Below are 15,505 nucleotides of genomic sequence, written 5' to 3' on the forward strand. Positions count from 1 at the left end.
TGTTCGCATGGCGAACGCGATGTAGGCAGGACCTGCCAGACGAAATCCCGGAGACCTGCATGACCAGCACGATGACCAAGACCCAGGCCGAATTGGCGGCCGAGGATCCCTACCTCTGGCTGGAGGAGCGCAACGGCAAGGAAGCGCTCGACTGGGTTCATCGCCAGAATGCGGTGACGGTCGCCGAGTTGCAGGGCGATCCTTCCTATCAGGGCGCATTTGAGACGGCGCTCGACCTGATGACGGCCGAGGACAATATCCCGGTCGGGGCCGCGCTCGCCGGCCATGTCTATAATTTCTGGCAGGACAAGACCATGCGCTCGGCCTGTGGCGGCGCACAACGGTCGCTTCCTACAAGACCGACAAGCCCGAATGGGAGACGATCATCGATTTCGATCAGCTCTCGGCCAAGGAGGGCGTGAAATGGGTGTTTGGCGGGGCGAGCCGGCTCTATCCCGATTTCGACCGCTGCCTGCTTTCCATGTCACCGGACGGCGGCGATGCCAGCGAGATGCGCGAGTTCGACATCGCGACGAAATCCTTCGTCGCGGACGGTTTTCGCGCCCCGGTCTCGAAGTCGGGCTTTTCCTGGCTGGACAAGGACACGGTCATCGTCTCGGCCGCGTTCGAGGAGGGTGACAAGACCCAGTCCGGCTACCCGCGCGTGATCAAGCTCTGGCGGCGCGGCACAAAGCTCGAGGATGCTGGGCCGATCTTCGAAGGCGAGAAGCAGCACCTCGCTGTCGGCGGCGGCGTGGAATTCGACGGCGACAAGCGGCATGTCCTGCTCGGCAAGACCATCGACTTCTTCACCTCGCACAGTTTTCTGCGGCTGGCTTCGGGCGAGAACCGGCGCGTTCCGCTGCCCGACGACGCCACGGACACGGCGATCTTCAAGGGACAGCTCGTCTTCGGCGTGCGCAGTCCGTGGACGGCGCCCGACGGCACACGCTGCCTGCCCGACGGGCTCTACTCCGTGGATTTCGACCGCTGGGTCGACACCGGCGTGTTTGGACCATTCGAGACTGTGCTTGAACCGGCCCCTCGCGTTTCCATCGCTGGCCTCGCGCGGACGCAGGACCGACTGTTCATCAACCTGATGGACAATGTGCGCGGCAAGGTCGTTGTGTGCGACCGCACCGACAAGGGCTGGTCGCTGAAGCCGGTCGGCCTTCCGGACAACGGCAATGTCGGAATCAGCCATGCCGAGCATTTCGGTTCCAGCGTCTCCTTCTCTTTCACCGATTTCCTGACGCCGAGCTCGATTATCTGGTCGGACGACGATGGCGAGATGCTTCAAACGGTGAAATCGCAGCCGGCGCGCTTCGATGCCTCGCCTTACATTTCGGAGCAGTTCGAGGCGCGCTCGAGGGACGGTACGATGATCCCGTATTTCGTTGTGCGGCGCCGGGACCAGACGGGGCCGGCGCCGGCGCTGCTTTACGGCTACGGCGGCTTCGAAGTGCCGCTCTTGCCCGGCTATGCCGGCATCCGCGGCAGGCTCTGGCTGGACAAGGGCAACGCCTATGTGCAGGCCAATATCCGCGGCGGCGGCGAGTTCGGTCCGGCCTGGCATCAGGCGGCGCTCAAGGGCAAGCGCCAGAATGCTTTCGACGATTTCGCCGCGGTGGCCGAGGATGTGGTCCGGCGCGGCATCACCACGGCGGTGCAACTCGGCATTCAGGGCGGCTCGAATGGCGGCCTGCTCACCGGCGTATCGCTGACGCAGCGGCCGGACCTTTTCGGAGCCGTCATCATCGACGTGCCGCTGCTCGATATGCTGCGCTACACCGAACTGCCGCCCGGCGCCTCGTGGATTGCCGAATATGGCGACCCGTCGAAGCCGGAGGAGGCGGCTTGGCTCGGTGCCTATTCGCCCTATCAGCATGTCGCGGCGGATGCCGCCTATCCGCCCGTGCTCCTGATGACCTCGACCGCCGACGACCGCGTTCATCCCGGACATGCGCGCAAGATGGCGGCGCGGCTGCAGGCTGCCTGTCACGGCAGGACGATGTTCTTCGAGGAAACCGAAGGCGGACATGGCGGACGCGGCGACCGCCGCCCGCAGGCGGCGCAGACGGCGATGCGCTATGTCTTTCTGCAGCGGGCGCTGAGCACCGGACCGAAAAGTGGAAGCCGGTTTTCGGAAAATCCGGTGCTCGACTGAAAACGCGGTGTCGCTTGAATTCGTGGCCATGGGCGGCTTAATGTGCTGCCATGGTTCGCATCAGCACATCAGGCGCCTTCGGGGTCGCGGTGACGCCGTCACCACGCACGCTGCGTGCCGAGCTTTTGCGGCTGTGCGCCCGCATCGGCTATTCGCCGCCCGCCTTCCTCTGACGAATCCGCCCCGGCTGCTGCCGGATTGATTCAAGAGGAAAGATCAAACCCATGACCTATCAGAACTATTCGCTGAAGCAGCTTCAGCAGATCGATGCCGCGCATCACCTTCATCCCTTCACCGACCACAAGGAACTGCGCGAGGCAGGCTCGCGCATCATCACCCGCGCCGATGGCCCGTTCATCTACGATTCGGAAGGATCGGAGATCCTCGACGGCATGGCGGGCCTGTGGTGCGTCAATGTCGGCTATGGCCGCGACGAGCTGGCGGAGGCCGCCTATGCCCAGATGAAGGAGCTGCCTTACTACAATTCCTTCTTCAAATGCTCGACGCCGACGCCGGTGCTCTTGTCGAAGAAGCTGGCCGAACTGGCGCCCAAGCATGTCGGCCAGGTCTTCTACGGCTCGTCCGGTTCGGAGGCCAACGATACGGCGCTGCGGCTCGTTCGCCACTATTGGGCGCTCGAAGGCAAGCCGGAGAAGAACCGCATCATCTCGCGCAAGATGGGCTATCACGGCTCGACCATCGCCGGCACTTCGCTCGGTGGCATGGAGCCGATGCACAAGCAGCTCGGCGGCGCGGTGCCCAACATCGTCCATGTGATGATGCCCTATGCCTATGAGCTCGCGCTGCCCGGCGAAAGCGACCATGATTTCGGCATCCGCGCGGCCAAGGCGGTGGAGGACGCGATCCTCGAAGCCGGCGCCGACAAGGTCGCCGCCTTCATCGGCGAGCCGGTGATGGGGGCGGGCGGGGTGAAAATCCCGCCGATGAGCTACTGGCCGGAGGTGCAGCGCATCTGCCGCAAATACGATGTGCTCCTGATGCTTGACGAGGTGATCACCGGCTATGGCCGCACCGGCGAATGGTTCGCCGCGCAGACATTCGATGTAGAGCCCGACGCCATCACCACCGCCAAGGCGCTGACTTCAGGCTACCAGCCGCTGTCGGCGCTGCTGGTCGGCGACCGCATCAGCAAGACGCTAGTCGAGAAGGGCGGCGAGTTCTATCACGGCTACACCTATTCCGGTCATCCGGTGGCCTGCGCGGTGGCGCTGAAGAACCTCGAGATCATCGAACGGGAAGGCCTGGTCGAGCGCGTCAGGAACGACACTGGTCCCTATTTCGCGCAGGCGCTGCAGGAGCGCATCGCCGGCCACAGGCTAGTCGGCGAGGTGCGCTCGATCGGCCTGATGGGCGCGATCGAGATCGTCAAGGACAAGGCGACCAAGGAACGCTTCTTGCCGTCGGGAAGCGCCGCCGTCGTCGTGCGCGACCATGCGATCGCGCAAGGCATGATGCTGCGCGCCACCGGCGACACGATGATCCTGTCGCCGCCGCTGATCTGGACGCGCGACACGATCGACATGGCCTGCGAGCGCATCGCCAAGGCGCTCGATCTTGCCGAGGCGGATTTGCGGAAGCGATAAGCGAGCATCCTAGTTCCGTCGTCATCCTGGGGCGGAGCAAGGAGCTTCGCTCCTGCTACGCCCTGGGATAACGAAGTTGGCAGATATCCGAAACGCAAAAACCGCGCCCCAAAGGGAACGCGGCTTTGCAGATACGCATGGCGTTTCGCTACAAGAAACCTGCGAAACTTACGGGCTCCGGTACGCGAGACCTGATCCGGAGCGCCGGGCGGTTGCGATGTCCGCCTCGCAGTCCGTTTTAAAGACACATCGTTACCGGTGGGTTATCGAGAACTTAAGCAAATCTAAATTTGCCGGCTTTCTGCCGAAAAAATCGGCTAATAACTCTTTGTAAGCAGCAGTTTAGATTTGATCGCCGCGCAGGAAATTAATGATGCCGGAAAAATCGACGCCGGCATTCCCTTGCGCGTTGAACAGCGCGTAGAGCTGCGTCGCTTCTGCGCCCAGAGGCGTCACCGCGCCGGCGCTTTGCGCGGCCTCCTGCGACAGTTTCAGATCCTTCAGCATGAGGGCTGCGGCAAAGCCTGGCTTGTAGTCGCGGTTGGCGGGCGAGGCCGGAACAGGGCCGGGCACCGGGCAGTAGGTGGTGAGCGACCAGCACTGACCGGAGGAAGTGGAGGCGACGTCGAACAGCGCCTGGTGCGACAGGCCGAGCCTTTCGGCCAGCACGAAGGCCTCGGCAACGCCGATCATCGAGATGCCGAGGATCATGTTGTTGCAGATCTTGGCGGCCTGGCCGGCGCCGTCGCCGCCGCAATGGACGATGCGGCCGGCCATCGGCTTCAGGATGGGCTCGGCGGTGGCAAAGGCCGCGTCCGAGCCACCGGCCATGAAGGTCAGCGTGCCGGCGGCGGCGCCGCCCGTGCCGCCTGAAACCGGGGCATCGATCGACGGCAGGCCATGCTTGGCGGCAATCGCGTGCGCCTTGCGCGCCGATTCGACATCGATGGTCGAGGAATCGATGAACAAAGCGCCTTGCTTCGCCTTGGGCGCGATGTCTTCATAGACCGACAGCACATGCTTGCCGGCCGGCAGCATGGTGATGACGATGTCGGCTTCCTTCACCGCTGCAATAGCGTTGGCCATGACAGTCACGCCGTGTTCCTTAGCAACCGCGAGGTTCTCCGGAACAAGATCGAAGCCGTTCACCGCATACCCCGCCTTTACGAGGTTGGCGGCCATCGGATTGCCCATGTTACCCAAGCCGATGAAGGCGATCGTCGTCATTCCTGTTCCTCCGGATATTTTCGCGGTCAGCGGCCGATCAGCGTGCGGGCGATGATAACGCGCATGATCTCGTTGGTGCCTTCGAGGATCTGGTGGACGCGCAGGTCCCGCACCAGCTTCTCGATGCCGTAGTCGTGCAGATAGCCGTAGCCGCCATGCAGTTGCAGAGCCTGGTTGGCGACGTCGAAGCCGATATCGGTGACGAAGCGCTTGGCCATGGCCGACCATTTGCCGGCATCCGGCGTCTTGCGATCGAGCTTCGAAGCGGCGGCGTAGAGGAAGATGCGGGCCGCCTGCAACTCCGTCTCCATGTCGGCCAGCCTGAACTGCAGCGCCTGGAACTGGTTGATCTTCGATCCGAACGCCTTGCGCTCGGCGGTGTAGGCGAGCGCTTTGTCGAGGGCCGACTGCGCGCCGCCCAGCGAACAGGCAGCAATGTTGAGCCGGCCGCCGTCGAGCCCGGCCATGGCGATGCCGAAGCCGGCGCCTTCGGCGGCAAGCAGGTTCTCTGCAGGCACTTTGCAATCCTCGAAGATGACCTGGCGCGTCGACTGCATGTGCCAGCCCATCTTGTGCTCGTTGGCGCCGAAGGAGAGGCCGGGCGCGTCCTTGGGCACAACGAGGGTCGAAATGCCTTTCGGTCCGTCGGCGCCGGTGCGCGCCATGACGACGTAGAGGTCGCTGTCGCCTGCGCCCGAGATGAACTGCTTGGCGCCGTTCAAGACATAATCGCCGCCGCTCTTCACCGCCCGCGTCTTCAGCGCAGCGGCATCCGAGCCGGAGCCGGGCTCGGTCAGGCAGTAGCTCGCCAGCCATTCCATCGAGGTCAGCTTCGGCAGGAAGCGCCGGCGCTGCTCATCGCTGCCGAAGCGGTCGATCATCGAGGCCGCCATGTTGTGGATCGAAATGAAAGAGGAAAAGGCCGGATCGGCGCGTGCCAACGCCTCGAAGATCAGCACCGCGTCGAGGCGGCCGAGCGCCGAGCCGCCGACATCGTCCTTGACATAGATGCCGCCGAGGCCGAGCGGCCCGGTTTCGCGGATCACGTCGGCGGGAAAGTGCTTTGCCCGATCCCAATCGAGCGCGTTGGGCGCGACGCGGTCGGCCGCGAAAGCCTCTGCCATCTCCTGGATGGCGCGCTGTTCCTCGGTGAGTTCGAATTGGCCAGTGCCCGCATCGACTGCCGCGTCCATGGCGTGCTCCCTGTCGCTTCAGGCCTTGTGGCCTGTCGTTTTTTGGCTTTGCGCAACAATCAATCTAGACCAATGATGCCGCCGCGCAACCCGGTCGCTCGCGGACCGGCTGTGCGTGGATTGATCAACGGAGCCGTGCGTGCCGACAGTTTTCGATCAGTTGCTGGAGCGGTTCCACGGCTATCTCGCTGGCCTCGACAGCAAGCTGGTCGCGGATGCGGTCGCGCGCATCGACTGGGACATGCCCTCCCGTCCGCTCGAACCGCGTCCGCTAAGCTGCCTCCGCCATCTCGACCGCATCGCAGAGACTGCGCCGCAGGAGGCGAGGCTGCTGGCGCGGTTCGTGGCCGACCATCGGGAGGAATTGCGCTGGGGGCAGACTTATACTGCCACCGATTTCGGCCAGGCCTTCATCGACAATTACGGCTGGCTGGAGGTGTTCGGCACGCGCGGGTATTTCGGCAACGACGCGGTCGCGGCCGGGCTGCTGATCCTCGGGCCTGACATCGTCTATCCCGACCATCACCACACCGCCGAGGAGATCTACATTCCGCTGACCGGCGGCACCGAATGGCGCATGAGCGAAGGCTGTTTTCAGGTTCGTGAGGCCGGTGAGGTCATCCACCACGCGTCCGACGTCAGTCACGCCATGCGCACCGGCAAGGAGCCATTGATGGCGCTCTATGTCTGGCGTGGCGGACCGCTGGCGCAGAAGTCGACCATCGGCTCGGAGGGCAGGAACTGATGGCAAAAGCGATCATGCTGCAGGGCACCGGCTCCGATGTCGGCAAGACCGTGCTGGTGGCGGGGCTCTGCCGCGCAGCGAAGAAACGCGGACTGAAGGTCAGGCCCTTCAAGCCGCAGAACATGTCGAACAACGCTGCCGTCGCCGACATCCCCGGCGACAACAAGGCCGGTGGCGGCGAGATCGGCCGTGGGCAATGGCTGCAGGCGCTGGCCTGCGGGGTTCGGCCGACGGTGCACATGAACCCGGTGCTGCTCAAGCCGCAGAGCGACATCGGCTCGCAAGTGGTGGTGCAGGGCAAGGTGTTCGGCGAGGCGCGGGCGCGCGATTACCAGGCGATGAAAACGAGGCTGATGGACGCGGTGCTGGATTCCTGGGCGAAAGTCGGCGAGGGCGCCGATCTCGTGATCGTCGAAGGTGCAGGCTCGCCGGCCGAGATCAATCTCCGCAACCGCGACATCGCCAATATGGGCTTTGCGACGCGCGTCAATGTGCCGGTGGTGCTCGTCGGCGACATCGACCGCGGCGGCGTCATCGCCTCGGTCGCCGGGACGTATCTGATCCTGCCGGAGGAAGACCGGCGCATGATCGCCGGCTATCTCATCAACAAGTTCCGCGGCGATGTCTCGCTGTTCGACGATGGCATAAGCGCGATCGAGAAATTCACCGGCTGGCGCTGCTTTGGCGTGGTGCCCTGGCTGAAGGCTGCCGCGCGGCTGCCGTCCGAGGATTCGGTCGTGCTCGAACGCCTCGCCTCCGGCGAGAAGCGGGCGCTGAAGGTGGCGGTGCCGATGCTTTCGCGCATCGCCAATTTCGATGATCTCGATCCGCTCAAGGCCGAGCCGCAGGTCGAGGTGGTGTTCGTGCCGCCGGGCAAGAAGCTGCCGGAGGATGCCGGGCTGGTGGTCATCCCCGGCTCCAAATCGACCATCGGCGATCTGATAAAATTCCGCGAGAATGGCTGGGACCGCGATCTCATCGCCCATCGCAAGCACGGCGGCCATGTCGCCGGCATCTGCGGCGGCTACCAGATGCTCGGCCGCATGGTGCGCGATCCCGCCGGCATCGAAGGCAGCGTCACCGAAGCGGAAGGCCTTGGCCTGCTCGATATCGAGACGGTCATGGAGCCGGAAAAGACGGTGCGCAATTCCAGCGCCCATTCGGTTCAGTTCGGCCTGCCGCTCGAAGGCTATGAAATCCATCTAGGCCGCACCACCGGCCCGGACACTGCGCGGCCGTCGGCGATCATCAACGGCGTCGAGGACGGCGCGGTCTCCGCCGATGGTAAAGTGATCGGCACCTATCTGCATGGGCTGTTTTCGGCCGACGCTTTTCGTGCCGCTTATCTTGAGAGCTTGGGGGTCAAAGGAGGTGGCATCGACTACCGCGCCGAGGTCGAGAAGGCGCTGGACGAGGTTGCGACGGAACTGGAGAGGCATCTCGACTGCGACTCGATTTTCGCCTTGGCCCGATAGGTCTAAACACCGTTGAGATTGGCCTAGACGCTCATCGGGTCGTCATCCACGGGTCTCCGCGACGGAGCTTCGCTCCTGCTACGCCCGTGGATGACGAAGTTGGGATGCTTTCGCCAACCTTCAGCGTCGGTGCTGAGGGCTTCAAGCCTTCTCGTCGGCCTTCGGCCAGTAGGTGCCGAACGACCAGACATTGCCTTCCGGGTCGAGGCAGATGAATTCGCGGCTGCTGTAGTCGCGGTCGACCAATTCCTGAATGATCTGGGCGCCGGCCTTCTTCGCTTTGGCATAGGCGGCCTCGGCGTCATCGACGGCAATGTAGATCGACTTGCCGCCACCGCCGCCAGGCTCGCCGACCATCTTGCCGTAGTTGTCGTCGCGGGCGGTGCCGAGCATGATCATCGAGGACCCGAAGGTAAGCTCGGCGTGATGGACGATGTCGCCTTCGCCGTAGCGCGCGCGCACCTCGAAGCCGAAGGCGTCGCACAGCCAGTCGATCATCTTGGCCGCGCTCCTGTAGCGCAGGGCGGGATAGATGCGAGGTGCTTCCGTTGCCGTGGGCATGACAAACTCCCTGATGACTTGATGGAAGCCAGTCTCAGGCAAAAGCATTCCGGCGTCTTGAAGAAATGTTACCTGCGGCAGCGGGCGCTAAGCCAGTGCGGCGAGCGCGGTCGGCGTTTCGCCGGCGAGCTGACGAAACTCGCGCACCAGATGCGCTTGATCGGCATAGCCGCAATCGGCGGCGATGCCGGCCCAGTTGTCATTCTGCTGCTTCGATAGCGAAAGCGCCCGGTTGAAGCGCACGATGCGCGACAATGTCTTTGGCCCGATGCCGATCGCGTCGGTGAATTTTGCCGCCAGATGCTTGCGGCTCCAGCCGATCTCTCCGGCAAGCGCCGAAATCCGGGTGCGGCCGCCCGACGCGATAACAGCCCCGTAGGCCCAGGCGACTTCGGGCGAAAGCCCGTTGGCTTCCGCAAGCCGGCTGGTCACGAAACTCTCGGCAATGGCAAAGCGCGTGTCCCAATCCGGTGCTTCGCCTAGCCGTTCGCGCAATGCGATGCCCCCGAAGCCCAGCGCATCGTCGAGGCCGACCATGCGGTCCTTCAATTCGCTCATCGGCAGGCCGAAGAATCGCCTGGCGCCAAGCGGCGTGAAATTCACCTGGACGCAGCAGGAGCCGCCGAAGGATTCGATTACGACAGGGCCGGCATAGAGGCCGGCGGCGAAGCTGGCAAAACGGTCGTTGTCGCCGGGATTCCGGCCGAGCCCGATGGCGAAGGCTTCGGCAAAACTGATCACCAGCGGCACGGTGAGCGAGGCATATTCGACGATGCGGAAATGGCCAAGCCAAATCTCGCGGTAGCCGCAGACATCGGTGACAATGCCCGCGAGCGAAGCGGCGGGCTTGCGCCGGACCATCTCGAAATGGAGAGCCGGGGACCGATTGTCTTGTCTATGGCGCTCTGTCTCGTCGGACATGGTGCGAGTCTAGCAGACCATGCCCTTAAATCAAAAGCGCCCGGCAGGGCCGGGCGCTTCGAGTTGCCAGAGATTTGGTGTGCTCAGGCGCCGCGCATCAGGCAGCCGGCGGCAAGCACGATATAGGCGATGAGCATAATCCACACCGCCGCGAGAGGAATGAACGCAAGAAGGCCAAGAGCGGCAAGAAGGCCGATGATGGCGATGATCAACGAAATAATGAACACGATCTGGGTGGGTGCACTGAGATTCATGTCTGTCCCTCCAACATGATTCGCACGCACGGACTCTACCAGCAGGATCGTCACATACCAATGAGCTGGCGCAAGGGATTGGCCGGGTCGGCAAGCAGCTTCGCCGCCAGCGCCAGGCAGACGATCACCAGCAGCGGCTTGATCAGTTTCGCGCCGATCTTGATGGCAAGGCTAGCGCCGACGCGTGCGCCGAGGAACTGCGCCACGCCCATCATCAGGCCGATCTTCCAGTCGATAACACCGACAGCGGCGAAGACGACGAAGCCGCCGATGTTGGAGGCGAAGTTGAGCAGCTTGGTGTTGGCGGTCGCCTTGAGCACGCCGTAGCCGGCAAGGCTGACGAAGGCGAGCATGTAGAAGGAGCCAGCGCCGGGGCCGAAGAGGCCGTCATAGAAGCCGATCAGCGGCGGAATGATGAGGCCGAACAGGAACGGCGAGAGGCGTTCGGCGCGGTCGACGTCGTTCATGTTGGGTTTGAAGGCGAAGTAGAGCGCGATCGCGATCAACAGAACCGGCAAAAGAGCGCGCAGGAAGTTGCCGGGCACCACCGTCGCCAACAGGGCGCCGACGGCGCCGCCAACGAGCGCCAGCAGCGCGGACGGAAGCTGGCGGCGCAGATCGACCTGGCCTTTGGCTGCATAGTGGATGGTGGCCGAACCGGAGCCGAACATGCCTTGCAGCTTGTTGGTGCCGAGGGCCGCGACGGGGGAGAAGCCCGCCAGAAGCAGCGCAGGGATGGTGATGAGGCCGCCGCCACCAGCAATCGAGTCGACAAAGCCTGCCGCAAAAGCGGCGGCGGTGAGTATGAAAACAGTCTGCAAGGTAAGGTCGATCATCGGGCGGGGGGCTCTGCGAGGGAAGCCGCAGCTTCCATCATGCCCGACCAGTTTGCGCAAGACCGATTCCACGCTAACAATCAGAGCGGAATCGCAAGGGGAGGCTTATGACGATGGCGCTGCTGGACCAGATACGCTCGATCTTCGATGGCGATCCCGGCGTTCGCAAGGTGGCGGACGATCCGGTGCTGTCGGCGGAGCTTCTGATGCTGTTTCGCATGATCCTTGCCGACGGCTCGGTCTCGGAGAGCGAGATGGTCGCCTTCCGGCGCATCTGCAGGGAAGCCTTCGGCATCCCCGAAACCTCGATCGACAGCGTCATCGAATATCTCAACGATTTTGGCTACGAGACCAACGGCTCGCAGGCGATCGCCTTGTTCCGCGACCTCGACGTCGAACGGCGCAAGCTACTGGCACGCCATATGGCGGAGATCGCCAAGGCAGACGCCAAGCTCGCCGAAAGCGAGGTCAAGCTTCTGCACCGCACGCTCGACCTGCTCGATATCAGCCCGGTCGATTTGGCTAAGACGGAGAGCTGAGGCATTGCCCAAGTAACCCTTCGTGGCGCCAGGGGGAATTGTCTAAAATGGCCTTCGCTGACAGCTATCTTGGACGATTGCGGGCGTTGATCGGGGATCGGCTCGTGCTGATGCCAGGCACGCGTATTGTCATCGAGCGCGCCGACGGCTGCATCTTGCTGCAGAAGCGGAACGATTTCGGCGTGTGGGGCCTGCCTGGCGGCAATGCCGAGGAAGGCGAGGACCTGGAAGCGGTGGTGATCCGGGAGACTGCCGAGGAAACGGGCCTAGTCGTCAGCGATGTCGAACCGTTTGGATTCGGCTGCGACCCGCAATATGAAACCTTCCGGTTTCCGAATGGTGATCGGACTCAGTTTTTCGTGCTGATGTTTTGTACGCGCTCCTTTGAAGGCGAGGCGGCCGTCACCGACGACGAGAGCAGCGCCGTTGGATGGTTCGCGGTCGACAGCTTGCCCGAAATGCTGCCCAACATGGAGCGCAGTATCGACGCCTATTTCCGGTTCAAGACCACCGGTAAATTCCAGATGATCTGAGAGATCGCTAACCCTGCTCCTGCATCCGTCGAGCGATTGCCCGATGCAGGTCCGGGGCAGCGGTGGCGAGCGCCTTGGCCGCTTCGGATTGGGGATGGTCGAGCACCTCATTCGTCTTGCCGCGCTCGACGATCTTGCCCTCATGCATGACCAGCACCTCGTCCGACATGGCGCGGGCGACCGTCAGGTCGTGGGTGATGAAGAGATAGGCGATGCCGAGCTTTTGGTTGAGCTCAGCGAAGAGATCGAGGATCTGGGCGCGGATCGAGACGTCCAGCGCCGAGACCGGCTCGTCGGCCACCACCAGCTTCGGGCGGGTGATGATGGCGCGGGCGATCGAAAGGCGCTGGCGCTGGCCGCCCGAGAACTCATGCGGATATTTGTCCATGTCGCGCGGGCCGAGCCCGACTTCGCCGAGCGCGTGCGCGACCATCTCGCGCCGCTCGGCCCTGGCCGGCTGCTTTTCCAGAAGGTGCAGCGGTTCGGCCACCAGCTTCTCGACCTTCTGGCGGGGGTCGAAGGAGCCGTAGGGATCCTGGAACACCACCTGCATGTCCCGCCGCGCTGACTTCAACGCCGCCTCCGCCTTGCCGGTGATGGTCTCGCCACGAAAGCGGATCGCGCCGGCTGTCGGTCTGTCCAGCGCCAAAATCATGCGAGCAAGCGTGGACTTGCCGCAGCCGGAGCGCCCGACAAGCGCCACAGACTGGGCTGGCTCGATGGTCAGCGAGACATCGTCGACGGCGCGGATCGGCTCTGCTGGTCGGAACAAGGACTTGCGTCGGCCAGGATAATCCCGGCTGACGCTTTCGACCTCGAGCAGCGGCTTTGTGGAACCCGCTTGATGCGTCTTGGGTCGAGCAGGCACATGCATCGAAGCCAGGGCCAGCGCGCGGGTGTATGGGTGGTGCTGTTCCGACAGCGTGCGCGCGGTATCGCCGGCCTCCATCACCTCGCCTTGCCGCAGGATGGTCAGGCGATCGGCCATCCCGGTCACCACCGCTAGGTCGTGCGAGATGAGCAGCAGGCCCATGCGGTTCTCGCCGACCAGATCGCGCAACAGATCCAGGATCTGCGCCTGCAGCACCACGTCGAGCGCCGTCGTCGGCTCGTCGGCGATCAAGAGCTTGGGCTTCAGCGCGCAGGCGATCGCGATGACGACGCGCTGGCGCTGGCCGCCTGACAGTTCGTGCGGGTAGCGCGACAGCGGAAACTTTGCCTCAGGCAGGCCGACGCGGTCGAGCATTTCACGCGCGCGGTCCTCGGCCTCGGCGCGGCCCGCCTTGGTGTGCCAGCGGATGCCTTCGGCGACCTGTTCGCCGATCGTCTTGACCGGATTGAGCGCCGTCATCGGCTCCTGGAACACCATGCCGATATCGTCGCCGCGCAAGGCGCACATCTGGTCCTCGGTCGCGGCAAGGATGTCTATGCCGTCGAAAGTTACGCGACCGTCGGCGCGCGCCAGATGGGGGAGGAGCTGCATGATTGTCAGCGCCGTCATCGATTTGCCGGAGCCGGATTCTCCGACCAGGCCGACCACTTCGCCGGGCGCGATGGCGAGCTCGACGTCTTTGAGGATCGGCGTCTCGCCGATCGTCAGCGACAGGTTCTCGATCTCGAGCAGGCTCATCGTTGCCGCCGCGATTTCGGGTCGAGGATGTCGGCGATGCCGTCGCCGAGCAGGTTCAGCCCAAGCACGGTGACGACGATCGCCATGCCGGGAAAGATCGCCATCCAGGGCGCCGTCACCATGCGCGTCTGCGCGTCGAACAGCATGCGGCCCCAGCTCGGCATCGGCGGTTGCGCGCCCAGGCCGACATAAGAAAGCCCGGCCTCGGCGAGGATGCCCAGCGCGAACTGGATGGTGCCCTGGACGAGCAGCAGCGTCGCGATGTTGGGCAGGATGTGCTCGACCGTGATCTCAGTCATGCCCTTGCCGGCGGCGCGCGCGGCAAGAATGAACTCGCGCGGCCAGATCGCCAGCGCGCCGGCGCGGGCGACACGGGCGAAGACCGGAATGTTGAAGATCCCGATGGCGATGATGGCGTTGACTGCGCCGGGGCCGAAGATGGCGGTGATCATGATCGCCGAGAGCAGCGCCGGGAAGGCGAAGACGAGATCGTTGACGCGCATCAGCGCCTCGTCGGCAAGGCCGCCGCGCGCCGCGGCGAAGGCGCCGAGCGGCACGCCGATGCCCATGCCGATACCCACCGCCACCAGCGCCACGGCGATCGAGTTGCGGGCGCCGACCATGATCATCGACAGGATGTCGCGGCCGAAATGATCGGTGCCGAACCAATGCGCCGCCGACGGCGCCTGCGTCTTGTCGGCGATCACCAGCTTGGTGACATCATAGGGCGTCCAGAGGAAAGAAAGGAGCGCGACCGCTGCCACCAGCAGCGTGATGACGAAGCCGATCAGGAACGAGCGGTTGCCGAAGGCCTTGGCTAGCACGCCGGCAAGCGTTTCTTCGGGCAGGTCGACGTGCATTGTCATTGCCTGCCCCTCAGGCGCGGATCGACCACGGCGTAGGAGAAATCGACCAGCAGATTCACAAGGATCACGGCCGCGACCAGCAGCATGACGACACTCTCGACGACGATCAGATCGCGCTGGTTGATCGCCTGGAAGACCAGCCGTCCAAGCCCCGGCAGATAGAAGACATTCTCGATGATGATGGTGCCGGCAAGCAGGAAAGCGAATTGCAGGCCGAGGATGGTGAGCACCGGGATCATGGCGTTGCGCAGCGCATGGCGCCAGAGCACGGCGCGATAGGGCAGGCCCTTGGCGCGGGCGGTGCGGATATAGTCCTCGTTGAGCACCTCGATCAGCGCCGAGCGGGCAACGCGCGCCAGGATCGCCGCTTGCGGCAGGGCCAGCGCAACGGCCGGCAGCAGCAACGACTTAACCGCCGGCCAGATGCCTGCACCCCAACCTGGAAAACCGCCGGCCGGCACCAGCCGAAGCCACACGGCGAAGAGATAGATCAGCATCAGCGCGAACCAGAAGTTCGGCACCGCGACGCCGAGCTGGGCGGCGCCCATGGCAAGCGTGTCGCCAGCCCGGCCTTGCCGGCCGGCAGAGAACAGGCCGACCGGAATGGCGATGACGGTAGACAGCGCCAGCGCGATCAGCGCCAGCGGCAGGGAAACGACGACGCGCTCGCGCACGAGGTCGATGACGGGAACCGAATAGGTGTAGGAGCGGCCGAAATCGAGGCTGAGCAACCCGCCGGCCCAATGCAGATAGCGCAAGACAAGCGGCGCGTTGAGCCCTATCTGGTTGCGCAGCAGCTCGACCTGATCGGCGCTGGCGTTGAAGCCTAGCATCAGGCGCGCCGGGTCGCCGGGCAGGATTTCCATCACCGCGAAAACCACCAACGAGGCCAGCACCAGCGTGATGGCCGCGATGATGAGGCGCTTGAGGAGGTAGCCGGTCATGGGAAGCGAT

At 64.1% G+C, this 15,505-nt stretch carries 15 protein-coding genes and 1 pseudogene; 7 read left to right on the forward strand and 9 right to left on the reverse strand.

What is annotated here, in order from left to right; genetic code table 11:
• The first annotated feature begins 59 nt into the window (after positions 1 to 59).
• From RFM40_RS18795 to RFM40_RS18805, 3 genes and pseudogenes are all read left to right on the forward strand, one after another.
• A pseudogene (locus RFM40_RS18795) lies at positions 60 to 2,167 on the forward strand (prolyl oligopeptidase family serine peptidase).
• A 50-nt stretch (positions 2,168 to 2,217) separates the two neighbouring features.
• Positions 2,218 to 2,340, forward strand: a complete 123-nt coding sequence (locus RFM40_RS18800; protein WP_126088701.1) for a capsid protein — start codon at positions 2,218 to 2,220, stop codon at positions 2,338 to 2,340.
• Positions 2,341 to 2,391: 51 nt separating this feature from the next.
• Positions 2,392 to 3,771, forward strand: a complete 1,380-nt coding sequence (locus RFM40_RS18805; RefSeq protein ID WP_320278003.1) for an aspartate aminotransferase family protein — start codon at positions 2,392 to 2,394, stop codon at positions 3,769 to 3,771.
• 342 nt (positions 3,772 to 4,113) lie between these two features.
• On the opposite strand, the gene mmsB is transcribed toward RFM40_RS18805, so the two are convergent.
• On the reverse strand, positions 4,114 to 4,998 hold the full coding sequence (gene mmsB, locus RFM40_RS18810) for a 3-hydroxyisobutyrate dehydrogenase (protein ID WP_320226944.1): 885 nt from the start codon (positions 4,996 to 4,998) through the stop codon (positions 4,114 to 4,116).
• Positions 4,999 to 5,024: 26 nt separating this feature from the next.
• Positions 5,025 to 6,191, reverse strand: coding sequence for an isobutyryl-CoA dehydrogenase (locus RFM40_RS18815; protein ID WP_320226945.1), 1,167 nt, complete (start codon positions 6,189 to 6,191; stop codon positions 5,025 to 5,027).
• A gap of 139 nt (positions 6,192 to 6,330) precedes the next feature.
• Here RFM40_RS18815 and RFM40_RS18820 point away from each other — a divergent pair, with 139 nt between their 5' ends.
• Positions 6,331 to 6,936: a dimethylsulfonioproprionate lyase family protein gene (locus RFM40_RS18820; protein WP_320226946.1), complete on the forward strand. Its 606-nt coding sequence runs from the start codon at positions 6,331 to 6,333 to the stop codon at positions 6,934 to 6,936.
• Positions 6,936 to 8,411 (forward strand): cobyric acid synthase, encoded by a 1,476-nt coding sequence (locus RFM40_RS18825; RefSeq protein ID WP_320278004.1) that lies wholly within the window; start codon positions 6,936 to 6,938, stop codon positions 8,409 to 8,411. Before RFM40_RS18820 ends, RFM40_RS18825 begins: the two co-directional genes overlap by 1 nt.
• 141 nt (positions 8,412 to 8,552) lie before the next feature.
• On the opposite strand, the gene RFM40_RS18830 is transcribed toward RFM40_RS18825, so the two are convergent.
• The 4 genes from RFM40_RS18830 to RFM40_RS18845 form a co-directional block, all read right to left on the reverse strand.
• Positions 8,553 to 8,972, reverse strand: a complete 420-nt coding sequence (locus tag RFM40_RS18830) for a VOC family protein (protein WP_320226948.1) — start codon at positions 8,970 to 8,972, stop codon at positions 8,553 to 8,555.
• 87 nt (positions 8,973 to 9,059) lie between these two features.
• Positions 9,060 to 9,893 (reverse strand): helix-turn-helix domain-containing protein, encoded by an 834-nt coding sequence (locus tag RFM40_RS18835; protein WP_320278005.1) that lies wholly within the window; start codon positions 9,891 to 9,893, stop codon positions 9,060 to 9,062.
• Between the two features lie 83 nt (positions 9,894 to 9,976).
• The gene (locus tag RFM40_RS18840) at positions 9,977 to 10,147 is read right to left on the reverse strand and encodes a hypothetical protein (RefSeq protein ID WP_320272014.1); all 171 of its coding nucleotides are present in this window, start codon (positions 10,145 to 10,147) and stop codon (positions 9,977 to 9,979) included.
• Positions 10,148 to 10,197: 50 nt separating this feature from the next.
• The gene (locus tag RFM40_RS18845; RefSeq protein ID WP_320278006.1) at positions 10,198 to 10,983 is read right to left on the reverse strand and encodes a TSUP family transporter; all 786 of its coding nucleotides are present in this window, start codon (positions 10,981 to 10,983) and stop codon (positions 10,198 to 10,200) included.
• 107 nt (positions 10,984 to 11,090) lie between these two features.
• Between RFM40_RS18845 and RFM40_RS18850 the strand changes: the two genes are divergently transcribed.
• Positions 11,091 to 11,522: a tellurite resistance TerB family protein gene (locus RFM40_RS18850; protein WP_320278007.1), complete on the forward strand. Its 432-nt coding sequence runs from the start codon at positions 11,091 to 11,093 to the stop codon at positions 11,520 to 11,522.
• 47 nt (positions 11,523 to 11,569) lie between these two features.
• Positions 11,570 to 12,055 carry an NUDIX domain-containing protein gene (locus tag RFM40_RS18855; protein WP_320278008.1) on the forward strand — a complete coding sequence of 162 codons (486 nt, stop codon included), beginning with the start codon at positions 11,570 to 11,572 and terminating at the stop codon, positions 12,053 to 12,055.
• Positions 12,056 to 12,062: 7 nt separating this feature from the next.
• On the opposite strand, the gene RFM40_RS18860 is transcribed toward RFM40_RS18855, so the two are convergent.
• The 3 genes from RFM40_RS18860 to RFM40_RS18870 are packed head-to-tail and all read right to left on the reverse strand — an operon-like array spanning position 12,063 to position 15,495.
• A complete protein-coding gene (locus RFM40_RS18860) occupies positions 12,063 to 13,685 on the reverse strand; it encodes an ABC transporter ATP-binding protein (RefSeq protein WP_320278009.1) in 1,623 nt (540 codons plus the stop codon).
• Positions 13,682 to 14,551: an ABC transporter permease gene (locus RFM40_RS18865; RefSeq protein WP_320226955.1), complete on the reverse strand. Its 870-nt coding sequence runs from the start codon at positions 14,549 to 14,551 to the stop codon at positions 13,682 to 13,684. Before RFM40_RS18865 ends, RFM40_RS18860 begins: the two co-directional genes overlap by 4 nt.
• Positions 14,548 to 15,495 carry an ABC transporter permease gene (locus RFM40_RS18870; protein ID WP_320278010.1) on the reverse strand — a complete coding sequence of 316 codons (948 nt, stop codon included), beginning with the start codon at positions 15,493 to 15,495 and terminating at the stop codon, positions 14,548 to 14,550. The genes RFM40_RS18865 and RFM40_RS18870 overlap by 4 nt, the downstream gene beginning before the upstream one ends.
• Positions 15,496 to 15,505 lie beyond the last annotated feature (10 nt).

It is taken from the genome of Mesorhizobium captivum, from assembly GCF_033977165.1.
GTDB classification, from domain to species: Bacteria; Pseudomonadota; Alphaproteobacteria; order Rhizobiales; family Rhizobiaceae; genus Mesorhizobium; species Mesorhizobium captivum.